General features: G+C 45.7%; 16 protein-coding genes. 8 read left to right on the forward strand and 8 right to left on the reverse strand.

The window, feature by feature from the left end:
• Window positions 1–10: 10 nt before the first annotated feature.
• From QEP07_RS01860 to QEP07_RS01895, 8 genes are all read right to left on the reverse strand, one after another.
• Window positions 11–2,197 (reverse strand): Gldg family protein, encoded by a 2,187-nt coding sequence (locus QEP07_RS01860; protein ID WP_285008262.1) that lies wholly within the window; start codon window positions 2,195–2,197, stop codon window positions 11–13.
• 54 nt (window positions 2,198–2,251) lie between these two features.
• Window positions 2,252–3,805 (reverse strand): PKD-like family lipoprotein, encoded by a 1,554-nt coding sequence (locus tag QEP07_RS01865; protein WP_285008263.1) that lies wholly within the window; start codon window positions 3,803–3,805, stop codon window positions 2,252–2,254.
• A 1-nt stretch (window position 3,806) separates the two neighbouring features.
• A complete protein-coding gene (locus QEP07_RS01870; RefSeq protein ID WP_285008264.1) occupies window positions 3,807–4,544 on the reverse strand; it encodes a DUF4843 domain-containing protein in 738 nt (245 codons plus the stop codon).
• Window positions 4,545–4,555: 11 nt separating this feature from the next.
• Window positions 4,556–6,022 carry a RagB/SusD family nutrient uptake outer membrane protein gene (locus tag QEP07_RS01875; RefSeq protein ID WP_285008265.1) on the reverse strand — a complete coding sequence of 489 codons (1,467 nt, stop codon included), beginning with the start codon at window positions 6,020–6,022 and terminating at the stop codon, window positions 4,556–4,558.
• A gap of 9 nt (window positions 6,023–6,031) precedes the next feature.
• Window positions 6,032–9,451 carry a SusC/RagA family TonB-linked outer membrane protein gene (locus QEP07_RS01880; protein WP_285008266.1) on the reverse strand — a complete coding sequence of 1,140 codons (3,420 nt, stop codon included), beginning with the start codon at window positions 9,449–9,451 and terminating at the stop codon, window positions 6,032–6,034.
• Between the two features lie 194 nt (window positions 9,452–9,645).
• Window positions 9,646–10,776 carry a FecR family protein gene (locus tag QEP07_RS01885; protein ID WP_285008267.1) on the reverse strand — a complete coding sequence of 377 codons (1,131 nt, stop codon included), beginning with the start codon at window positions 10,774–10,776 and terminating at the stop codon, window positions 9,646–9,648.
• A gap of 53 nt (window positions 10,777–10,829) precedes the next feature.
• Window positions 10,830–11,396: an RNA polymerase sigma factor gene (locus tag QEP07_RS01890; RefSeq protein ID WP_285008268.1), complete on the reverse strand. Its 567-nt coding sequence runs from the start codon at window positions 11,394–11,396 to the stop codon at window positions 10,830–10,832.
• A 144-nt stretch (window positions 11,397–11,540) separates the two neighbouring features.
• On the reverse strand, window positions 11,541–12,281 hold the full coding sequence (locus QEP07_RS01895) for an SDR family oxidoreductase (RefSeq protein ID WP_285008269.1): 741 nt from the start codon (window positions 12,279–12,281) through the stop codon (window positions 11,541–11,543).
• Window positions 12,282–12,394: 113 nt separating this feature from the next.
• Between QEP07_RS01895 and QEP07_RS01900 the strand changes: the two genes are divergently transcribed.
• From QEP07_RS01900 to QEP07_RS01935, 8 genes are all read left to right on the forward strand, one after another.
• Window positions 12,395–12,739, forward strand: coding sequence for a winged helix-turn-helix transcriptional regulator (locus QEP07_RS01900; RefSeq protein ID WP_285008270.1), 345 nt, complete (start codon window positions 12,395–12,397; stop codon window positions 12,737–12,739).
• Window positions 12,740–12,814: 75 nt separating this feature from the next.
• Entirely contained in the window at window positions 12,815–13,381 is a 567-nt protein-coding gene (locus QEP07_RS01905) for an RNA polymerase sigma factor (RefSeq protein WP_285008271.1), read from the forward strand.
• Window positions 13,382–13,467: 86 nt separating this feature from the next.
• Window positions 13,468–14,619, forward strand: a complete 1,152-nt coding sequence (locus QEP07_RS01910) for a FecR family protein (RefSeq protein ID WP_285008272.1) — start codon at window positions 13,468–13,470, stop codon at window positions 14,617–14,619.
• 236 nt (window positions 14,620–14,855) lie between these two features.
• Complete coding sequence (locus QEP07_RS01915) at window positions 14,856–18,314, forward strand: SusC/RagA family TonB-linked outer membrane protein (RefSeq protein WP_285008273.1); 3,459 nt, start codon at window positions 14,856–14,858, stop codon at window positions 18,312–18,314.
• A 21-nt stretch (window positions 18,315–18,335) separates the two neighbouring features.
• Entirely contained in the window at window positions 18,336–19,745 is a 1,410-nt protein-coding gene (locus QEP07_RS01920) for a RagB/SusD family nutrient uptake outer membrane protein (RefSeq protein ID WP_285008274.1), read from the forward strand.
• 21 nt (window positions 19,746–19,766) lie between these two features.
• Window positions 19,767–20,360 (forward strand): TlpA family protein disulfide reductase, encoded by a 594-nt coding sequence (locus QEP07_RS01925; protein WP_285008275.1) that lies wholly within the window; start codon window positions 19,767–19,769, stop codon window positions 20,358–20,360.
• Between the two features lie 319 nt (window positions 20,361–20,679).
• Window positions 20,680–23,061, forward strand: coding sequence for a TonB-dependent receptor (locus tag QEP07_RS01930; RefSeq protein ID WP_285008276.1), 2,382 nt, complete (start codon window positions 20,680–20,682; stop codon window positions 23,059–23,061).
• Between the two features lie 26 nt (window positions 23,062–23,087).
• Window positions 23,088–24,338, forward strand: coding sequence for a DUF4374 domain-containing protein (locus QEP07_RS01935; protein ID WP_285008277.1), 1,251 nt, complete (start codon window positions 23,088–23,090; stop codon window positions 24,336–24,338).
• Window positions 24,339–24,404: the final 66 nt, after the last annotated feature.

The following is a 24,404-nucleotide window of genomic DNA, read 5'->3' on the forward strand; positions in this document are numbered from 1 at the left end:
CGGGTTCTCTTTAGTTTCTTTTTCTGCTGATTAGACTGTATGCGCCTGCAAGGAGGAGTAATCCGGGAATTATACCCAGGAGGATGATTTTCATCCATCCGATTTGTTCTCGCGTGACCTGTATTTTGTTATCAATAGATTTGGGCCGCGTGGTGTCGACCGGGAATTGGCCATTAGTAAACCAGCGAAACAGGTTTGTCGCGAACGTGGTGTTGTAGGCTTTTACATTGTATCGCGATAACTCCGCGTTGCTCATGAAATCTGCATCGCCGGAGATCAGAATGCGTTGTTCTTTTTCGCCGAGCTTCCTGGTGATGGCCAACGCCACTGGCTGCTGCATTTTTGTGAATAGAAGCGGGGTGTATTGATAACCGGGTATTGCGGCATAAGAGATTTCAGACGCGGTGGGCAGCGTAATCAGGGTTTCTTTTGGATAGCTGAACCCTATTTTTGCTGCTAAGGGACCGAATGTCGTGATCATGAGTTCAGGTTCCAGATCCTTGTTTGGTATTCTGAGGGTATCGGAAGCTACCTTAACGCCGAGGGGCGATATTATTTTCTCGATGCCGTTTTGTCGGCCGGGCTCTGTACTGATCATGAGGTTTCCGCCTTTGGAAATATAGTCTGATATCTTCGAGATCTGGGTTTCCGTATATTGGGTGCGCGGATCTGCGACGATAAGCACAGTTAGACCAGAAGGAATGTTTGTGGTATCATTAAGCTCAATGGCTTTTACATCGAAACCCTGGTTGATCATGGAATTCCGTACGGTAAGCGTATTCAGCAGGCTTTTGTAGGCCTTGTCGCCTGTTTTGTTAATACTGCGCTCCTCGTTTCCTGAAAGAATACCAATCACCGGCGTACCGATGAGCAGTCTTTTAAGTGCTGCGGATATCTCGGCTTCCTGCGGGTAGTAGATCATATCGAAATACATCCTTAGAAAGGTCTCTTTCCCGTCGTAACTGATGGTCCGGGTAAACCGGTTCTCTTCGGGAATCAGGTTGATCACTTTTTTAATTTCTTTTGGCGTGAGTAGTTCTGTAAAGTCAAACCCATTGGCCGTAGCTGCGCGCATAGCACGATCTTCCAAAGGTTTGTTTTGAGGTACGTCGTTCACCAGTGTATCGTAAAACGCTACATACTCAAACTCAATACCGGGCAGATAGCGTGTGTACTGTTCAAATTGTTTAATCTCAAATTTGCGCCATTTTGGTGCACCCATACGGCCGAAGGCATTATCGACCACATTGGCATAGGTGGTAATTTTCACCGGCTTTTGGAGCTGCCTGATGATTTCTTTACTACTTTCGGTCAGCGTATTGGTTTTGAAACGAGTGGTGTCGTAATACGCCGTAAATTGAGGCATGGAGCTTACCACGCCCAGCAGGATAACAGCACCTACGAGCAGACTGTAACGCAGGGCTGCGGTAGCCTGACTGCGGATTTCCCGGCCGGCGTTCAGCTTCATGATACTGAGGCTCAGAAACAGCATAATAACCAGGAGGAAGTAGATCACATCGCTGCTGGTGATTAATCCGTTGATGAAGTTATCGGCCCTTCCGGCAATGGACAACCAATAAGTGATGTCGCGTATGAAATCTGTTCCCTGGCCAACTTTATTAACAAAGTTCAGGGCCGCAAGCACCGCCAGGGTACTTATGGCCGCTACCACTTGGTAGGCCGTAAGTGAAGACATGTACAGTCCGATTGCGGCGTATGCGCAGATAAGCAAGTACAGGCCGAGCATACCGCCGAGTACGTACTGAACGTCAAGGGCCTCGACAGCGACTACGCCGGATAACATGATGCCGCAAAGGACAAGCATCAGTATGGCGCCGTAGCCCATCATCGATACAAATTTGCCAAGAATAATCTGGGTGCTGGTGAGAGGCGACGATAACAATAGTTTGATGGAACCGCTGCTGATTTCACGGCTCATCAGGCCCATGGTGAGCAACGGGATATACAGGTAAAGCTTTTTCTGCACCGCGGTGAAAAAGCCGTCTGACCCGCTGAAGAGGTTGCGTGACAGAAATTCGAATGTATTGCCCATCTGTTGACTCGTTTCCTTGTCGTACAGCAGGCCGGTGAAGGTAATGCCGCACTGTACAATGAAAATGATGAGCACCAGCCATGCAATGGGCGAATAGAATAAAATATTCAGCTCGAGGCGGGCTATCTTGATGATTTTCTTCATTTGGTCGATTTAATAAGCTCTGGAAGCGAGTACGTTCCAGAGCTTATGCTGTGTTTACTTTTGTGTGGTTATTGCTGTAATCCGGTTAAAGCCGGTAAAAGTTTTGATGTTTGCCTGGTCTATATTACCCAGGCCGAGATTAACCATTGGCAGGATATATACCTTGCCAGTGCCCGCTGCGCCGCCATAAGTAGACATGATCAATTGCTTGTTGTTGGTCGGCAGGAAACTTGTACCCCAAGGGTAATTGCTTTGCTGATAAACCTGTAATGTGGTCATGGTTTCGCCGGCTGGCACAGTATAACGCTCCTCCACCACAGCTGTACTGCTTCCGTAAAGTACAGCGTATATTTTAGTTGAGGTAGCATAGTACATCACGCGCTGATTATCAAGAACCAGGAACTGGGTAGCTTCATTGATGCCAGGCGCGCTGGAGATATCGAACGTTGCCTTTGGTGCCGGGGGGATGACAACGAAATTGTCATAGTCGAACCCGCCTTTGTCAAAAACATACATGTTGATCTTTCCGCTGGTCTTGTCTTTAAGCACATGTACAAACTCATCTTCAGCACCTAAGCCTGCGCCCAGGTTGGTTTTGTTTGGCAGGCTTCCCGGGTTGAAGACAGCTGCTGGCTGGCTGGCATAGGCGTAAGCCTTATGGTCGCTAAAGGCCAGCGTATTTACCGACGGGATGTACATGAACTTGCCCGACACTTCCTCATAGAAGTTAAACGCTACATCAGGGTTGTCCATACGATTGATGGCAAAGATGGATGGTATACGAACGGTGATGTCGTACGGCAGGCCGATCTTAGCGGTAATACCTAAATATGCAGAGGTAAGCTTCCCGTTCTCAATGAACAAGTCGCCCTGGTTACGGCCAGACAGCGCCTGGAAACTATAGGTGCCAGAGGGACTATAGAAAAGATCGTCGTTACGTCCGCCGAAGGTATAATCGAGCGTTTTCACTTTTGTGAGACTATTGTCCGTTATAGCAAATAGCGTGTTTCCTGTCGTTGTGCCGGTAAAACGCATTTGCTTTACGATACCCGGAATGGTTTCTTTGTTTATGGCCGAATACACATTTCTTTTGATGCTTTCAGCATTGTATTGAGGCGTGACAAGCGGCGACATGATGTGGCTTAGGTCGGTATTGATACCTTCAGCGGTCTCCGCAATAACCAGTCCTTCGCCTATGCTGTTGCGTACGGTAAGCCTCCAGTTTGTGATATACTGCAACCCATTTTCTTTATCTGTAGCGGTAAACACCAATGTATGGTATTGGTTTGTCAGATTGGGCTTGACCCGAATCTCTGCATTAAGATTCTTGCTGTTGCTCAATACTACGGACGCGGTATCGTTATACGCAAGGTTCATTTTCCATTGATAGGTAAACCTGCTTTCATCTGCGCCGTTAAAGCTTAGCTTAGGGTTAATAATTAGGTTCTCAAACTGGAATACGGCTAGCGTGTGCATTCCGGTGGTGTCAATAGATACGCCCGGAACAGGATTGGTATCGTAGGTGCTCAAGTCTTTCCGGCACGATATGAAGGCGGACATACCGACCAAAACCGCGGCCATCCAGAGTATATTTTTAAAATTCTTCATGTTAGTCGTATTTTGAACGTGTGTAATAAAGTGGGGTGATCTCCTGTCCGGCAAGCTGACCGTCATCGTGCTTAAGTTTATCGTTAGGATGATCCAGGTTCCATTGCTTTACATAATCACCGAACTTTGTACCCATAGCTATAGCCCCTGCTTCACCAACTGCACGGTACTCTGTTAGGGTAAACTTGGTCAGCCCGGTAGTTTGCAGGATGATCCTGTAGGCCTGCGTGCTGCCTCTCGTGGTAAAGAAATACTGGAAATAGCTCCAAGGGTTAGGTACAAGGATCTGGTTGGTCCAGCCCAGCACAAGTGTAGAGGTTTCTATGTTGCCCGCTTTGAAATCGCCTGCATCGACCAGTTTAAGCTTAACGGCGACCTTTTTGGTGGCCAGCTCCGGACTATTTTTCAATTTAACAGAAAGCTTTCCAGTGAACATTCCGGCCTTAACTACACCACCCAGGATTTCATATTGATTCGGGGAGGCAGTTGTAGATTCATCTTTTACCACTTCCGCAGAGAAGGTACGGTCGTGATCTGCCTTGTTACCGATAATCTTTACTTCAAGTTCCTGTATATATTCGTTTTCAGGGTTTGTCATAAACGAATACTCCGCGATAGGCGAGGCAAAGTTCACCGCTGCATTGGCTTTAAAACCACCTACTTCATCTTTTTTGCAGCCCTGGAATAAAATGGCCAGCGCTATCAGCATCAGACTGATGTTTGATTGATTTTTTTTCATGGTGTTGAATGTTATTGTACTCTATTTCCAAATTCTATTTCTGATTGTGGGTATGGCAATACATAGACATTATCGCCCACGGTACCCGTATATCCTGGTACTGTAGTTAGACCCAACCGTTTGTAAAAGAAAAACAATTGACCCTCACTCACATATTCTTTGCGGTATTCTTTCATAATCTCCTCGTTTACCTGCTCGGGAGTTGCCGTAGCTGCGATATTTTGTGCGATGCCGCGGCTTGCACGAACTTTGTTCAGATATTCAATTGCCTTAGGAAGGTTTGCTGATACGTATTGTTCGGCCGCGATATAATACATTTCGGGTAGCTTAATCAGAGGCACAATATTATAGTAAGACGGGCGGTTTAGCTGTCTCAACTTAATGCTTACAAGTCCGCGTGTTTGTGAACTCAGTAAAGTATTGTAACGGATATCTGCAGCACCGATCGCAGGAATCTGTGTTTCATAAACGCTTTGCGCAAACTGTGGTGCCATAAACAGAGCAAACGTATTTGCTGCGTTACTTGCATCGAGATACGAATTGATAATGTCTGCAAATCCCGCTACATTTAAATTGAAGAGGTGCTCAGGGTACAAAACAGGGTCTGACGCAGCTTCGGTAGAAACGATAAGACGTGCAGGGCTGTCTTTAATGACCTCCTCCGAAGCAACAGCAGCAGCCGCGGCATTTTGCGTTCCACCAACCCAGCGCAACACCCTGGCCTGAAGCGCTTTTACGGCGTAGTAGTTCATGCGCTGTTCCCGATTATTAAAAAAACCGTCGCGGTTAACATTTGCGTAATAACTTGCCGGTTTCTTAGGGTTACTATAAGCTGGATCTTCTTTCAGAAGTTCGGAGGCCGCTTGTAAATCTGCCAAAAGCAGCGATAACGTTTGCTGATACGATACCTGAGGCGTAAGATCTTTGGTAAACTCCGTCACATATGGAATGGTAAGTTTGGTAGCCAAATCCGTCCGCGCAGCAAGATTACCGTGCCCATATACCCGCATCAGATCGAAGTGCATAAATGCGCGCAGACCAAGCAATTCGCCTTTAATGATGGAATGGCTGATCGGATTGAGTACACTTTTGTTTTTATCAATATTGTTAAGCGCATTGTTTATGTTTGCGATAACGTTATAACCTTTATTCCATATGCCGTCTACCACTGGTATAGAGCGTATAGTGCGGTACGAATTGTTCTGTAGATCGGCATATGCAGCGTTGGCAGGCAGCGCTGCATATTGATGCGAAAGAAGATCCATGGCGCTCCAGGTCATTTCCTTCGCATACAGTCCAGGATCTGTCATTCCGATATATACCCCGATAAGAGCATCCTTGAAACCGGACTCGGTCTTAAACTGATCGTCTGACCGAATTTCCGTATTAGATGTTACATCGAGCCAACCTTTCTTGCATGAAGTAGCACATGCCGCTACGGTAAGCAATGCAATGATATATTTATAGTTAGGTTTCATAGTAATTTTTTAAAATGTTGCAGACAAATTGAAGGACAGTGTCCTGGCGAACGGATATTGTGTTCCGCGTTCTAAACCTATGGTAGAGAATGTGGCCAGTTCGTTCATGTTAAATCCTACTTTCAGGCGCTCAATACCCATGCGTTTCGAAAACTGGTTGTCGAACAGGTAGTAAAGATTTACAGCAGAAATGGTGATCTCGTTGCGGTCTTGTACAAAGCGGGTGGTCGACCGTGTAAGTTCACGTGCGCTGGTAGTGCTTGTTCCGTCAGCCGTTGGTATGCTGTAAGTGCCAAGACGCTTATAAAGCGCGTTTTGTCCGGGTACCGACCATCTGCCGGTCAGCACCCGGCGGTCTACATTGTAGTCCATAACAACGTTCTCAACGCGGTCTACCAAAGTCTGGTTGTAAAGCTGGCCACCGCCGAGGTAACGCGCAACGACATTTAGTCCAATTCCCTTGTATTCTCCGGAAAAGCCCATGGTTCCCTGATATTCCGGGTTCGATTGTCCGGCTACGATCTGGTCGGCCGCGTCCCATTCATATGTCGTACTGCCGTTCTTTTTTAAGTATATCTCCCGGCCTGTTGCTGGATCGATTCCAAGTGAAGGAACTGCCCAGATGGCGTTCATAGACAGGCCATCCTCATAACGCTTAACCGGTACGCTATTTCCTCTGTCGGCCGCAATTTTGTCCATCCGCTCATTGAAGGATCTCATGGCACTAGAAAGGCTGATAATTTTGTTCTTGTTGGTCTCCAAACCGAAATTGAGGTTAAGGAAGTTATTGCCGCGGCTAAGCAGCGTGTATGACGTATAAAGTTCTATACCACTGTTCTTAACCTTTCCAAGGTTTTCCTTTACCACGTTAAAGCCTGTGGAGTTTGGTCGGGTGATGTCGGCAATAAGGTTCTCGGTAAATGCTTGATAGTAATCAAAACGCACATTCAGGCCACCTACGGTAATATCCGCACCGGCATTATAGTCGAACTTACTCTCCCATTGAAGGTCTACATTGGAGAGGTTTGCTAAATATGATCCCGGAAAGCCTTGATAGTAGGCATTTTGGTAATATTTGTAAGTTGAAACGGATGAATTGGTTGGGAAGTTTGAATTTCCTGTTGATCCAAGCGATCCGCGTACCTTGAACAATTTAAACACGTCCATGTTTTTAAGAAAAGCTTCGTTATGCAAGTTCCATCCCAGTCCAAGGCTCCAGAAATTTGCCCATCTTTTGTTTGAGCCAAATTGTGAAGATGCGTTCGTGCGGAAAGTAAAGTCAGACAGGAAGCGGTTATCGTACATATAGGAAAAGGACCCTAGAAAACCAAGTTCCCTGCGAACCGAATTAAGACCAGTAGGTGTAGATTCAAAGCGATAGTTACGGCCAAATGTAATGTCGTCGAGCCTGTCGTTCGGGAACCCTTCCACAAAGTGAACAACCTCCATAGAGTTTCTTTCACTGACGTTAAAACCAGCATTACCAAACAGGAAATGCTTATTGATTTCTTTGGAATAGGTCAGGTTGAAGTCGCCCGACAAATATTGCTGCTTGCCGGTGTTGGCCTGATAAGATCCTTTTCTCAGTATATCATCGCCAAAGTAGTTTTCAAATCTTGTATGTGCCGCTGGATAAAACTCGTCAGCATTGCTGTTTTGGACATCAATCCCCAAACGGGTTGTTGCCCGCAGCCCGGGTATCATGGTCCACTCCAGATAGAAATTATTAATAAAGTTGAAATAATCTGTGCTGTTTTTTGAGTTTATTGTCGAGTTGTACAGCGGGTTAACGAACTGAGTACCGTTTGACGAGACCTCGGCATAATAGGGAATAGTGCCGTCGGCATTTTCTGCACGCCAGTAGGGATTCATTTGAGCATATTCGCTGAATGTTCCGTAAGGCGATTCAATGGCTCTGTTGTCGATGGCAGACATGATATTGCGGAAAAGGAGGTTTTTCACACGGTAGGAGGTGCTGATATTTCCGGAAATGTTTTCACGGTTAGAACCAATCATGGCCCCGGTAACGTCACGATAGGCTACATCGGCTATAATGTTCAGACTTGGTCCGCCCAGCTCTACAGAAAGCGCATGTTTATGACCTACACCACTTTGCAGCGGCTTGGCAAGCCAATAGGTGTCAAGCCCTTCCAATACCTGCTTCCTTCTGAAGTTGTACAACTGCTGGCCGGCTACATGCGTTTCGGGAGAACTCGAACCAAGCGGTACATAGTAGCCGTCGATACGCTCTGCTTCCAGTTTTTCCGTCGAATTGGTGAGGTTATAGCTTGTAAGATCGGGCAGTTCGAGGTCTAAGCTGCTGTTGTACGATACACGCGCTCTTCCAGCCGTCAGTTTCTTTGTTTCAATAACGATGACGCCGTTGGCCGCCTTGGCACCATACAGGGCTTTTGAAGCAGCATCTTTCAAAATGGTGACACTCTCAATGCGGTTCATGTCTAAATCAAAAATCCGCTCCGCAGTACTTTCAAAGCCATCCAGTATAAACAGAGGCTCATTGGGGTTTTTGATATAGTTTCCTTTCAGGTTTCCAGTCACCTCATCTGACGCAAGGGGGAAGGTAGAAGTTCCCCTTAGTTGTATGTCGGGAAGTGCATTCGGATTGGATCCGTTGGTGAAGTTATCAAGCACCATGGAAGGCGAGATATTCTTTAGCGCTTGAAAGAAGTTGGCATTACCCACTTTTTTCAGGTCTTCACCTTTAATAACGAGTGTTGAACCGGTAAAGCTCTCTGCTTTACGTGTATAAATACCTGTATTGATCACTACTTCCTTCAAGCCAATGGTGCTTTGCCTGAGGATAACATTAATGGTTTGATTTGCGGGGCGGCCAGCAAAATCAAATGGGATTTCCCTGGTGATATAGCCCAGCATGGAAACACTGAGCGATCCCGCGGCGTTCCTGGATTCGATCCGGTAATTCCCACTGCCATCAGTTGTCGCAAAAGTTGTCCCGGCCAGGCTTATGGTAACGCCAGGTATGGAGGCGCCGGTGGTATCGGTCACCTTACCCTGAATCACATAGGATTGCTGCGTTACATCAGCGTTTCGCCTTTTAGTTAGGGCAATGTTGTTGTTGATGATTTGGAATGAGATACCGGTTCCTGTAAAGCACTTGGTAAGCACTTCATCGATAGTGGCGTTTTTAACCTGGATCGAGATACGCTGATCCTGCAATTGATTTTCATTGTAAAGGAACACATATCCTGATTGCTTTTCGATAGATTCAATGATACTGGGCAAGGATGCATTCCTTTTATTCAGTGTGATTTGGCTGTATCCACGTGCTGCGACGTGCAGAAACGATACCATCACTATCAGGACTGTTAGCTTCATAGCCAGAAAAAGTTTGTTGACCGGCCGTTTTCCGCGCATGCGGTGGCCGTTAGTAATCGTACTAAAATTCATTACATTTGTTTGTTGGGTTAAACTGAAGAATCGGATTTTTTTCCGGAGCATATGCCGGAAAGGTTAACTCAATAATTTGCACGGGAGTGTTGGCGCACTTCCGTGTACTATTTTATAACCTTCTTGCCTTAGCGTTGCTGTCGTAAATGTCTTTTCATGTGTGGTTGTTTAGTGTGTTCGGTTTGTTGATTATTTTATTGTAGTTCAGATTCGATGAAGACAGTGTTGCCTTTTACTTTGTATTTAACGCCGAGAAAACCTATGGTTTTGAGGGCTTGCTGCAGCGTGAGTGTTTTCGGTATTTTTCCGGTGAAAGATACTTCCGGGATGGTTCGCTGGTATCTGAATTCGACGTTATACCAGCGTGACATCGGGCGCAGTACTGTCTCTAGGTCGGCCCGTTTAAAGCTGAAAAGCCCGTTTTTCCAGGCAATCGCCTGGTCGGTGTTTACATTTTTTACATCAAGCAGAACACCGTTGTTGGTATATGACTGCTGACCTGGCTTAAGAATTTGGGTAAACCTATCGCCGTAAACTCTGATACTTCCTTCAACAAGTGTGGTAAGCGTTCCGTGCTCATTGGCATAGCAGTTTATATTAAAGTGCGTACCAAGAACTTCAATTTCCTGACTGCCAGTTTGAACTATGAAAGGCATTACGGGATCTTTTTCCACTTCGAAGTAGCCTTCACCTTTTAGCGTAACTAAACGCTTTTCCCCGCCTTTGAAACTTACCGGGTAGGTGAGTGAGGAACCCGAATTAAGCCATACCAAGGTTCCGTCTGGAAGTGTGACACGAAACTGTCCGCCTGTGGGCACCTCTATGGTATTGGAGACGTTGTTATGCTCGCTGGTATTTGCCTGACTGTAGGTGATCTGCCCGTCGCGTGTTTTATAGATGGTGATGCCCGCCAGTACACTAAGGGTACCATTGGTTTCATCACTTAAGTCTATCCTTTTTCCGTTGCCAAGGATCAGAACAGCTTTGTTGCCGCCCGGCGCCACATCTTCTAATTTCTCGGTTGCATTTGCGGCAAGTTTTTTCACGGGACTGTCAGTTTGCATATGGTAAAGAAATATTCCCGCAACCAGCAGCAACACAGCGGCAGCAGCATAGGGTGCCCAGTTTAACCGCCTTGTGCGTGGTCGTATGGTTTCGAGCAACTTAACGCGTGCGATGCGTTGGTCCGCAATAATTTGAACTGGATCTGGCAGGTCGCCCTTGGACGACTCCATGTACCAGCGCTCCACAAGTGCTTTTTCCTGCTCAGTGGCCTGTCCGTTATGATATCTGTCAAGAAGGTCTTTTGCGTTGGTGGTTCCCATAAAAGTTTGTTAGGCTTATACAGATAAGTACCCTAACCAAGGCCTATGGGGTATTACAAAAGAAAAAAAATATTTGCCCCTAGTTTTGACCGCAGGATTCTGAGTGCGTTACGTACTTGGGTACGCACTGTTTGGGGACTAATATTCAATCTTTCGGCGATCTCTTTGTGGCTTAATTCGTCCGTTCTGCTTAACTCGAATATGATGCGCATTTGCGGTGGCAAGGCGGCGATTTCGGCCTCAATGAGCAGGAGAAGCTCTTTCTCTCTAATTTTTTCGTAGGTGGTATTGGCACCCTGATCTATAAAGACCTGCAAAGAATTGATATAGTCGGTTCTAACCTTGTTGTGTCGGTAAAGTTTTAGCAGACTCTTTCGCACAGCCCCATACAGGTAAACCTGTAAATTAACTGATATGGAGAGCGTTTCGCGATTGTTCCAGAGCGCAACGAATATCTCCTGGAGCAAATCAAGAATTTCTTCCCTGTGAGGAAATCGTTTATATGCATGAATGTACAGTGCTGCATAGTAACGGGAGTGGATTTCCGTAAGCGCAGTGGTATTGTCCAGGCTTAGCTCCCGGATTAACTCTAAATCAGAATACGCACTATAATCTTCCATACCCCCGGGGAAGCAGTTACTTGTTACCGTCGCACTAAAGTTAGCTTTTTTGTGAGATATTGTCCGGCAATTTGAACTTTTATGCACTTTTTTTTGCAGGAAGCCGGCTCAAGTAACTGCTATTTCCCGTTATGGGGTTAAAATTTACTTCAATCCATAGGTTAAATAACCTCCATCAGCAACAATTTCCGTTCCTGTGATAAAACTCGCGGCATCAGAAGCCAGAAACAGTACGGTGCTGGCGATTTCTTCTGGGCGACCTAAACGCTGAAGGGCAGTTGCAGCAGCGAGGTATGATTTAGCTTCTGAGGCAACTGATTCTAGCCCTGGTGTAAGTACTGGTCCGGGACTTACAATGTTTACCCTTATTTTGCGGTCGACCAATTCATTCGCTGCAATCTGTGCGATCTTATTAAGCGCACCTTTGGTAGAGGAGTATACGCTCGTACCCACGTTAGTAGCCGTTGCAACCGTAGAAGAAGTGAAGATAACAGATGCACCATCTGCAAGATGTGGCATTAGCTTTTGAAGTGTAAAATAGTGACCCTTCACATTAGTGTTAAACTGCGCATCGAAGTCGGCTTCCGTGGTTTGCGCAATAGGTGTAAACACAGCAATACCCGCATTGAGGAACAGCACGTCCAGGTTCTGTCGGCTTTCAGCAAAAGTTTTTTCCAGGAGGTCGATATCCGGCATTTTTGACGTATCTGCCACGAGTGTGTGCAGGTTCGGACTATTGATCTCTGCACGTGCCTTGTCTAGGTTCGCTTCATTTCTGCCGGTAATCCATACGTTAGCGCCGGCACCTATGAAGGCATGTGCGGTCGCCAGGCCGATACCTGTGGTACCTCCGGTTATAATCAAATTTTTTCCTGTAAAGTCCATTGTAAAGTGTTTAAAAGTGTTTAATAATTATGATGCAAAACTAGTGTGAGTAAATTAATTATGGTAACTTTGTAACCAAAAGTAACAGTAACATTTGAGTAACCAGGTAACTTATGACAGAAAATATTTGCCACAAACCAGAGATTATGGCCGTTCACGACGCCATGGACGTGCTTAACGGAAAATGGAAGGTTTCCATAGTTTCGTCGATCTGCTATTATAACAAAAGAAGGTTTTCGGATATCCTGAATGATGTAGAGGGTATATCCAATAAAATGCTAAGCAAAGAACTGAAGGAACTTGAAATGAACAAGCTGATTAACCGTACGGTTCATAATACGCAGCCCGTTACTGTTGAGTATAGCCTGACGGAATATGGCAGAACCCTGCAGTCTATTATCGACGACCTGGCCAGGTGGGGAAAACAGCACCGAAAGGTGATTACTGGGAAGGGGTAGTTTCATGTTCAAGCTCTCGGCTTTGCATACAGATTACTGTTTGCTGGAAGCCGGAAATACAGTACATTGGCACCAATGCAGCACTGGGATCAAGCAACCGACGAAGAATTGATCGTTTTACTCGCTCAGGAGGATAAACAGGCCTTCGGGGAAATTTACCGCAGGTATAAGGCTGCGTTGATATTACACGCCTTTAAGAAACTGGGCGACTTTGAGCAGGCTAAGGATGTGGTGCAGGAAGTTTTTTCGACGTTGTGGCATAATCGCATTTCGCTGAGTGCGGTCAACAGTTTGCCCGCCTATTTGTATGTCCTGGTGCAGCGCCGGGTCTTAAACGTGGTAAAACACCATGCTGTGGCCAATCGGTACCTGGCCTCGTTTAATGAGTATCTGGCCGAAAACCCGCATACTCCTGACCAGGTTTTCAGGGAAAAGGAACTCGCTGCACTGATAGACAAGGAGATAGCCAGTCTGCCCGACAGAATGAGAGAGGTCTTGATACTTAGCCGAAAGGAGCATCTAAAGCACCGGGAGATTGCCGAGCGTCTCGGTATATCTGAGTTTACGGTTAAGAATCATATGAAGGCAGCTTTAAAGGTGCTTCGCAGAAACCTCGGAAACGCACTCTTCTTATTTTGCTGATTTTTTTTTTAATCTTACTAGCCCTGTTTGTTTTCCTGGTTGTCTTATCTCTAAAACATCATCATTAGAGATCAGGACTACGGGATATGGATAAACAAGGGTTTGAAAAACTAATAGACCGCTTTTTGGATGGCGAGGCGACTGAGGCCGAGCAGGCGCTTTTACAGTCCTGGTATCATGGTCTTGAAATAGCAGATGCTGAGGGGCTTTCTGACAAGCAATTGCTCGACATTCTGGCACTGAAGCATGAATATATGATGGATGAACCGCAGAGTTTCCGGCTCTCTTATCGCTGGATAGCTGTAGCTGCGTTGTTACTGATGGTGCTTTCTGTGGGCATTTACACTTTGATTTTAAATCCTGGTGGAGGCTCCGCAGAACCGGTGCGGTCAGCGATCACAATCCCACCCGGCGGTAATAAAGCTATTCTAACGCTGGCGGATGGTAGCCGGGTATTGCTCGGTACCACTGCCGGGTCTGGTAAAGTCAAAGAGCAGGGCGGGGTCAGACTTGTTGAGCAAGGGAATGGTAAGCTTGCTTACCTGATCGACGGAAACAGCGCTTCGTCTGACGGTGAAAAACTGATGAACAACATCCGGACACCGCGTGGCGGACAATATCAAGTGACACTTTCTGATGGCACGCGGGTATGGCTAAATTCGGCCTCCTCGATTTCCTATCCCGCTGATTTTCCTGCAGGCGAGCGCCGGGTTGAGATTAGCGGAGAGGTGTATATGGAAGTCGCCCACGATGAGACCAGGCCTTTCCGTGTGGTTTCTGGACAGCAAACCGTGGAAGTGTTGGGTACCATGTTTAATATAAATATATATCCTGACGAACCAGCTGTCCGGACTACACTGTTGGAAGGCAGCGTTCGCGTAATCCCCGGCTCTAATGTCTCCACTACTTCTATAGCTGTTTTAAAGCCGGGTCAGCAGTCCATCCTGGCTGGAGGAAGTGTAAAGATCGCTTCTGCCGATGTAGAACCGGTTATTGCCTGGAAGAACGGGATATTTAAGTTCAATAAGACGAGTCTGCGTGAGGTAACCCGACAGCTTTCCCGCTGGTACGATGTGGATTTTACCTATGCGGCCGGGATGAGTGACCGTAGTTTCTCCGGCGAACTTGCCCGAAATTCAAACATTTCTGAGATCCTTGACATGCTGAGTTTTCTTGATGTCAATTTTAAACTGACGCAGCAGGATGGCCGGAAGGTAATACATATTCAACAAAAATAAACTGAACCAAAAACCAACAAACCCAACACGATGAAAAAATGGCTGCCATGATGTAAACGAAGGTTTCCCGGAATAAAAAATGCAGGAGTGTGACAGCACCCCTGCGTTAAGCTGGCTTAACCTTGCCTGAGGGCAAACGATGAAAAGTGATTCAATCAATTAAACCAAACTGTACAAAAGTAATGAAATTCAATTCTATTGCTGTGCCGGAGGCATGGCATTTAAAAAAAATCCTAATGGTTTTAAAACTAACCACATGTATACTATTTATTGCTTTGCTCCAGGTAAGTGCTGCCGGCTATGGACAGGTGAGCCTGAATGAAAGCAATGTGCCTCTTGAAAAGGTACTGAAGCTGATTAACAAGCAAACGGGGTATCATTTTTTTTATGATTCGGAAGACCTGGACAAAAAGGTCGTCTCTGTGAATGTAAAAAATGTGACTGTTGAGACAGCTCTGAAGACCTGCCTGGATAACTTGCCGCTCACTTATAAGATTGTTGGACGCAATATTGTTCTAAAGCAGTTGGAGCAATCTGTACCCATGTCTCCGGCAGTATCTAATGTTGCCACCCAGGTAACCGTGGGCGGGAAGGTGACCGACGAAACGGGCGGACCAATGTCGGGCGTAGGGATTATGAACAAGCGTTCAAAAAAGGTGGCCGTGACGGATAAGGATGGTTCCTATGCTATTGCGGCTGAACGTGCTGACGTACTGGTGTTTTCCTACATTGGGTATAAGACCACCGATGTAACCGTTGGCAATTCTACGGTTTACAATGTAAAGCTTGAACCAGTTACTTCCGGTTTGGAGCAGGTGGTTGTGGTAGGGTACGGAACAGTGAAACGTAAAGATCTGACCGGGTCAGTAGCTTCTGTCAGCGTAGACGAGATCAAGGACATACCCTTCATGAGTGTAGACCAGGCGTTATCGGGTAAAGCAGCCGGTGTCCAGGTAGTGCAGGGCGACGGCTCACCGGGGGGTGTTGCCAGTATCAGGGTTCGCGGCGGAACTTCGATAATGGGCGGAAATGATCCGCTCTATATTATTGACGGCGTGCAGATTACACCTCAAAACAGATACATCAGTACTCCCGGCGAACTGGTAGATCCTGTTGCACGCGCATCGAGCGATTCTTCACCAGCGCTAGCCGGGGCTTTTGCCAGGGGATTGAATAGTCTGGCCGGTTTGAACATCAATGATATCGAAACTATCGATATATTAAAAGATGCTTCAGGTACGGCGATTTATGGTTCGAAAGCGGCCAATGGGGTGGTAATCATCACCACTAAAAAAGGCAGGCGTGATCAGAAGCCGGTTGTAGAACTAAACAATTATACCGGCTTTTCTAATCCGATAAAAGCGGAGTTGCTGAATGCCGATGAATACCGGACGATCATGAAGGAAGCAGCGCAGAACTTGCTGAACGAACAGGCTGCGCTAGGGGAGCCCTTAAGTGCAAGGGCCAGTAGCATCGTTAATACGCCTGACTTTCTTGGTGCAGATAACACAGACTGGCTGGATCTGGTGTTGCGTACGGGTTTAACTCAAAATACCGACCTGTCGGTTCGCGGCGGCGGAAAGGCCTCTCGGTATTATACTTCATTATCGTACAGCAAGCAGAGCGGGGTAATTGAGGGGACAGACTTTTCGCGTCTTTCGGGTAAGGTGAACTTCGATAACGAGGTGACCAGCAAGTTTAAAGTGATCACCAATATCAACTATGGCTTTACCACCAACAATATTACCAACGGCGCATACTCGCAGGCGCTTTATGCACCGCCTACACGGAGTCCTTATAATGCAGATGGTTCGCTGACAAACCTGAGTGCCGGGGCTATTGGAAGCGATGCTTATCTAGGTTTGCAGAACCCATTGTTGTTGCTGAAGGGTATAAACCGAGGCAAGAACGCCATGTTCCTGGGCTCCCTTACGCTGGAATACGATATCCTTAAAAACCTGAAATTCCGTAGCCAGTCGTCTGTAAACTATAACAATTACCAGCAGCGAAACTTCACGCCATCGTCTACACTAGTCGCTTCGGGTAGTACCAATGCAGTCGACTCTAAAGGAGGTGTAGGTTCATTGGGCCAGTCAGAAAACGTGAGTTATCTTTACGAAAACACCTTAAATTACAATACACAGTTTGCTGAGCATCGCTTAGATTTCGTGGCGGGTACTTCCTGGCAGTTGAGTAAGTCGTCCTCTTTCCAGGCATCGGGCCAGACCTTCCCGGATGACGTTGTACTGAACCACCTTGGTTCTGCGGCAGTAACCCTTCCGAACGTTTCGTCATTTGGTCAGAATTCACTCTTAAGTTTTTATGCAAGAGGTAACTATGCTTATCAGGATAAATACTTGCTTACCGTTACAGCACGTTCTGATGCTTCTTCCAAATTTTCTAATACCAACCGGATCGGCTATTTTCCTTCTGCTGGTGTAGCCTGGCGGTTATCAGAGGAAAATTTCATGAAGGATATAAGTTGGATAGATGATATTAAACTGCGCGCCAGTGCCGGTTATACGGGTACGCAGAATATCGGCGATTATTTGTACCGCACTCTGTATACTCCAGCCACCTATAATGGTGCAAATGCCGTTATACCCAGTCAGCTCGGCAATAATGCCATCAAGTGGGAGTCAACTTTACAAAAGGATGCTGGAATTGACCTTTCATTGTTCGATTCAAGATTATCGGCAAGTATAGGTCTTTACGAGAAGAAGTCGTCGGGTCTGCTGTTTACCCTTCCGCTTGCACCAAGTTCTTCGTTCAGTAATTTAACGGCCAATCTGGCCGATATACGCAACCGCGGTTTGGAAATTGGTCTGCAAGGCGAGATTTTACGCGCTAAGTCTTTTACCTGGAGGAGTGATCTGAATGTGTCGTTCAACAGAAGTCTGGTTACCGGGCTTAATATGGACTATGCCGATCCTAAGCATGGAAGTGTAAACAGCAACAACGGACAAAGTTATATCATGTCGAACACCGTGCTGCGAACCGGCATGGCAGTAGGGCAGTTTGTTGGTGCCCAGTACGCAGGCATTATCCAAAACACGGAGCAATTGGAGGCCTATAAAGCACAGCAGCCCTTTTATATGTTCTTTAATCCATACCTGAACATCGGCGATGCTATGTATCAGATCGGTAGCGGTCCGCTGGAAGGATTTGTGGATACCTACAGACTTATTGGAAGTGCCGCGCCTAAATTTTATGGGGGCTGGACGAACACGTTAATCTTCAGTAACTTTTCACTGGTGAGTCTGCTTAACTATTCTTACGGGGGCCAAATACTCTACCTGGCCGATATCCGTGACAATTTTATTTATGACATGGCCAACAAAGGAAGGGTGGTACTTGGCCGCTGGACGCCGGAAAACACGAATACCGATCGTCCGCGACTGGTATACGGGCAGAATTCTATCGGCACAACCAGCAGCAGTATTTACAGTTCGTCATACATCAAACTGAAATCGCTGACATTGAACTATCAGCTGCCACAAACCCTGCTCCAGCGCCTTAAGGTCGCCAACCTATCGGTGTATGTTTCAGGCACCAATCTGTTTACCATATCAAAATATCCTGGTCAGGACCCCGAGGTAAGCAACGATCCTTACAGCTTGGTTGATGGCTATACAGATTCCAACGCTTATCCTACGATAAGACAGTATGTATTGGGTGCAAGGCTAAGTTTTTAACAGATAATAATTGATAAGATCATGAAACACAAGATATTGATGGCGATAGTGGGACTTACCTTGTTATCGCAATATGGATGTAAGAAAGAATTGGATGCGCTGCCCGAAAATGCGCTTGTAGAGGGTAACGCGATTGTAAATCAGCAAACAGCTGCAACGGCTTTAAATGGGGTATATTACCGGTTCGCTAATGCTACGGTAACGAATACCAACTGGCTAAGCAACCAGATAAACGGCGGAATCCTGACCGGTTATCTGGACGATGGCAACAATACTTTAAATGAGGCCAAAAACCTGCTGGGTACTAGTCCGATGAACAGCGAATGGCGTACACAATACACATTAATCAATGCGGCAAACGGTGTTATTGAAGGCTTAAACAAGCTGGGCAGCGCTGCCATCGCTGATGATGTAAAACTTCGAATGCTTGCAGAAGCCCGGTTTTTACGCGCCTACGGCCACTTCAAATTGCTACTTTGGTTTGGTCAGTGGTGGGATTTGAACAGCGCGTACGGTGTGATGCTACGCGAGAAGTTTATTACCTCGACAAATATTTCGCAGGCCAGGGCATCGGTAAAAGACAGTTATGCTTTTATACTGGAAGATCTGAACTTTTCGATAGCGGCCGATGTTCCGGCAACAACAAATGTATATGCGAATAAGTGGACCGCAATGGCCCTTAAAATGCGGGTACTAATGAGTCGCGGACAGGGAAGTGACTATGCCGATTGCGCCCAGCTTGGAAATACGATAATCACCACCGGCCCGTATGTGCTCGAAAACAATCCGAGGGATATATTCTACACTAAGGGCTTAACCAGCACCGAGGTGATTATGGGTGTTAAACCTCAGGCCAATCAGGAGAACTACTACTATAACACAAGTGGAAATTACGTTTCCAGAAACTCCTATTATGTGGCTACCGCTGCTTTGAATACGCTGCTAACCAATGATCCTCGCAAGTCATGGATGATCGGGAATGCCGGGAGAAGGGGCAAAGGGTACTATTTTATCAAATATGTGCAGCCTGCCCTGGCCACGACGATGGTATCTGAAGTTGCATATGCCTTCAGACTATCGGAGATCTACCTGATGCAGTCGGAGGCGATTGCGCGCTCAGGCGGTGACCTCAACCTGGCCAAAACACAGTTAAAAGCAGTAATGACCCGCGCCGGGGTGACGAACTTTAGTGCTGTAGACGGCTCCGGCACAGCCAACGAACTTTGTAAGGAGATTTACTATGAATATGTCAGGAGCCTTATCGGTGAAGATGGACAAGCTTATTGGGCGCTGCTTCGTTTTCCTTTGGCTAAGGTGACTGAACTGCGCCCGACAATAACAAGTGTGAATCAATATATTTTACCGATACCGAAAACGGAGTTTGTAAGTAACCCGGCTATTGGCGATCAAAACCCAGGATATTCTAAGTAAGATTTACTAAACATTTGATATATGAAAGCAATCAAAATATTAGGATGCGCGCTGCTGGTAAGCTTCTGTATAAACGTTAACGCACAGGAACAAAAAGTTACTTCACCCGCGAATATGGATCAGATGTTGGCTTCGCTGGTATCTGAGCTTCAAAATAAACTGGTAGGCAAGAAAGCGCCCAATTTTATTACCAAGGACGTCAACGGCAGAAAACTGTCGCTTGAAAGTTTTAAGGGTAAGTATGTAATCCTCGACTTTTGGGCCACCTGGTGTAAACCATGCAGACAGAGTCACCCGCATCTCATCTCCCTTTACAAAAAGTACCATGATAAAGGTCTTGAAATTATTGGCATAGCAGATGATGATCCGCGACCTGAAGCCTGGCGTGAGGCCATTGCGGCCGACAACATCACCATGTTTCACCACGCGTTGGCAGGTTCAGATCCCAAAAAACGTATGAAGGGTGAGGAGAATCCCGCCGATATTATGGCCATGTACAGCGTTCCGGCGTTGCCCACCAAGTTTGTGATCGACAAAGCAGGTAAGGTTGTGGCGGCTTACGTTGGCGATAGCGATAAGATTGACGGTAAACTAAAAGAGCTCTTTGGGTTCTAGCGGCCCTCAGATCGAAACTTCGTTCCATTAAAAGATCAGTATCCTTAAAATGCGGGATACTGATCTTTTTTATTTTTATCCTAGCCAAGTCTTTGTGGGCTTTATAGCTCAGTTCCTAATCTCGAGCTCAGGTGGCCTCTTGCAGGTTTTTGGTAGTCTATGTAATGCTTGTTTAGAATTTGTATAAATAATTTGAGACTTTATTTGGAATAATTCTAAACATACTTCTATATTTGCTGGCATAAAAAAAATGCCACACGGTTTCGGACCCGTGTGGCGACCGGCAAAGCCGGGTTACCTTTAATCTCAGTTAAAAGCCATGCAAATTAGTAAATTTTTGCTATTGGGTATATTATGTACCTGCGTATTTTTTTCACAAGCCCAAACCGGGCCAAGCAGCCTGAAGGGGAGGCTTACCAGCAGCACCGGAGAATCGGTACCTTCAGCAACCATCAAACTTCAAAATTCCGCTTACGGCGCCGTTTCTGACGAGAATGGTTATTATCAGTTCAGTAACGTTGCCGCGGGCAGTTATAGTATTCTTGTTTCTGCTATCGGGTTCCATCCTGAGAAAAAGAATGTCAAAATTGAGACCGGTAAACAGCTGACGCTCAACTTTACCCTCGCCGAGGATAGCCGGAATATGGAGACGGTAAACGTGATTGGCCGTACTAAAGCACAGGAGGTAAACCGGCAGGCTTTCAATGTGACAGCGGTTGATGCGACGAAATTGTACAATACGACACTGGATATTTCGGGCGCGTTAGACCGCGTAGCTGGTGTCAGGGTAAGGGAATCTGGTGGTGTGGGTTCTAATTTTGATATTTCGCTAAATGGCTTTTCCGGCCGGCATATTCGGTATTTTATTGATGGAATACCTATGGACAATTTTGGATCTTCTTTTCAGGCCAATAATATTCCTATCAATGTTGCGGAGCGGGTTGAAGTCTACAAGGGTGTGGTGCCGATTTGGCTGGGATCTGATGCGCTGGGTGGAGCGATAAATATTGTAACAGGCAACAAGCACCGGAACTATGTGGATGCCTCGTATTCTTATGGCTCCTTTAATACACACAGAAGTGTGATTAACGCCGCTGCGACATCGAAAAACGGGTTCACTGTTCAGATGAGCGCTTTCCAAAATTATTCGGATAATAATTATAAAATTCAGATTGAACAGTTACTTCAAAATAACATGCTACCGGATAGGAGATCTGAGACGGTGAGGAGGTTTCATGATGTTTATCACAACGAGACGTTGATTGGTAACGTCGGTGTTATTAATAAATCCTGGGCCGACAACTTGCTGATTGGATTGACGCTGGGTCAGAATTATAAGGAAATTCAAACCGCAGCGAGACCGATCGCTGTATATGGACAGTTGCACAGGCGTGGAAATATTCTGATGCCATCATTAAAATATAAAAAGACCGATTTAATACCTGGGTTGGAAGTGACTGTTAATGCAAATTATAATCTGGGCTATGAAACAACCATAGATACTGCGAAAGCAGACTACGATTGGGATGGAATACGGGATTCTAAGACTTCAATGGGCGAGAATGAGAACGGGCAACATAGGAAATATTGGAATAACAACGGCTTGGCTACAGCGATGGTAAGTTATAAACTTGCTGAGCATCACGGTATAGCGCTAAATAACCTATTCTCTACGTTCGACAGGAAGCAAAAAGATGTTTTATTTCCGGAACTGGACGCACAAAATGTTCCAAAAAAAATGGACAAGAACGTGCTGGGATTTGGCTACTCCTACGATGTTGCAAACAAGTGGAGCCTGAATTTTTTCGGTAAATACATCTTGCTTAAGAATGTTGTTAACAGCTATAGTCAGAAAAGTACAGACCAAAAATTCGGATATGGTACTGCTCTTGCTTACTACATTACACCGAATCTTCAGATCCGCGCTTCGTATGAGCTTGCCAACAGGATACCTGAAGCCAACGAAATTTTTGGTAACCTTGAAAGTTTCAAAGGCAATCCTTCTCTTAAACCCGAACAAAGCGATAACCTTAATTTAGGCGTCGTATATGGATTTCAAATAAATGAAGTAAACCGCTTTTCTGTTACTGCTAACGCTATATACAGAAATGCTTCCGATTATATCTATTCTCATTTGGTAGGAGGGACGAGCCAGCAAAGAGATTGGTCAACAGTAAGCAACCGGGATGGCGTACGCACTACTGGTATTGACGCGGAAATAAGGTACTCTTATAAGGGATGGTTAAGTGCCGGCACAACCCTAACCTATCAGAACATTATCAATATGCAGAAGCATGACTGGGACCCAAATGCTGGAAGGTACTACGATGAGATAAGCTGGGCTTATTTAGACCAAATGCCCAATATCCCGTATTTCTTTGGCAACGGCGATCTCTCCGCGTCTTTTAAAAATGTTTTTCGCAAGGGAAACAATCTTACTCTCGGATATAATGTATTGTTTGTAGATCGCTTTTGGCTCGACTGGCCTAGTTACGGCAATCCATCCGATGAGGATAAATTTTCCACAAAAGTTCAGTTAAGTCACGACGTAAACTTCGTTTACAGTATGAAAAACGGCCGCTATAATATTTCCATGGAGGCCAGGAACATCGCGGACAAACCTGTATTCGACAATTACGCATTACAAAAGCCAGGACGTGCCTTCTACCTGAATTTCAGGTACTTTATAAATAAACCATAGTAGTCAATATTAATTTTAATAACAACATGAAAACAACTATTACCAAAGCTCTTGTTGCCCTTGCTTTTGCTGGCGCTTTAAGTTCTTGCGAGAAAAAACCGGATAGGGAAATAATTCCTGAAAACCCCGGAAACTATATCATAGCGGTATCGCCGACTGCCATCGCGAGTAAAGCTGATTACCTTGTAACTGCCAGTAACCTGGAAAGTGGTGCTGTGTCTATCATTGGTAACGGTACTGAGCAGGCTGGTTTGTACAGATACTATGTCACTGCTAACAATAAGCTCTTTAGTATGTTATATGGTCAGGGTAGTCCCGGAGCCGTAACGGTTTATGGCATAAACGAAGGCAAACTAAAGAAACTTAATGATTTTACTTCTGCAACTGTACACGCTTTTGCCCCGGTAAACGATGATATTCTTAGCATAAGGGTTCCAAGAAGGATGGCTGCAGCGGGTTCGCCGACGGTATACGAATGGTACCGCGTAAGTACAACAACGAATGAGGAAGTTGCTAAGGGCACTGCTGATGCTATAGTACCTAGTGGAAACGGCGAGATCGCACACCTGAGCTGGATCAAGCAAGTTGGTAATAAGGTGTTCGCTCCATATTTCAGTATTTACAACAGTTTCTTTACAAAATATCCTGATCAGGCTGGAATTGCTGTATTCTCTTATCCTGGAATGCAATATGAAAAAACTATAAGGGATACCAGGACAAGTTTTATTGGCAGATATTTTACTGACGGTTTAGGCGTTGTGGAAAATGGCGATTGCTATGCGTTTTCATCATCAGTGGCTGCAGATGATGATCCGGCGACCACTGCGGTAGATGCTAAAATGACTTCCACAAAACCTTCCGCAATCACCCGTATAAAAGCCGGTACTACGGAATTCGACCTCGATTACTTCTTCAATTTCGAACAAGCGTCTAACGGATATGTAATCACTAACTGGCTGTATGTGGGTCAGAACAAGTTTATAGCCAACATAGAGCCGGTTGCAACCAAAGGTCAGTACGTTGTTGGTAAACGCTTAGCGATTGTTGACGTGGTGGCTAAAACCGTTAAGGCAGTTACAGGTTTTCCTGAAGTAAGCCAGATCTCTAGTGTGACGACCACAAATTATAGTCCTAAGGATGGCAAAACTGGTTACATCGGCGTAAACCTGGTTAGTGGTGCGACTTATATTTACAAAATTGACGCATCTACTGCTACCGCTACTCAAGGTATCAAAGTAGAAGGCGGTACGATCACGGCAATTCAGCACCTGCAATAACATATTGTTTGATATAGGGCTATGTTTAGATTAATTATAAATAATATGTGTTTTATTTGGATTAAT

This window comes from Pedobacter faecalis (assembly GCF_030182585.1).
GTDB lineage: Bacteria > Bacteroidota > Bacteroidia > Sphingobacteriales > Sphingobacteriaceae > Pedobacter > Pedobacter faecalis.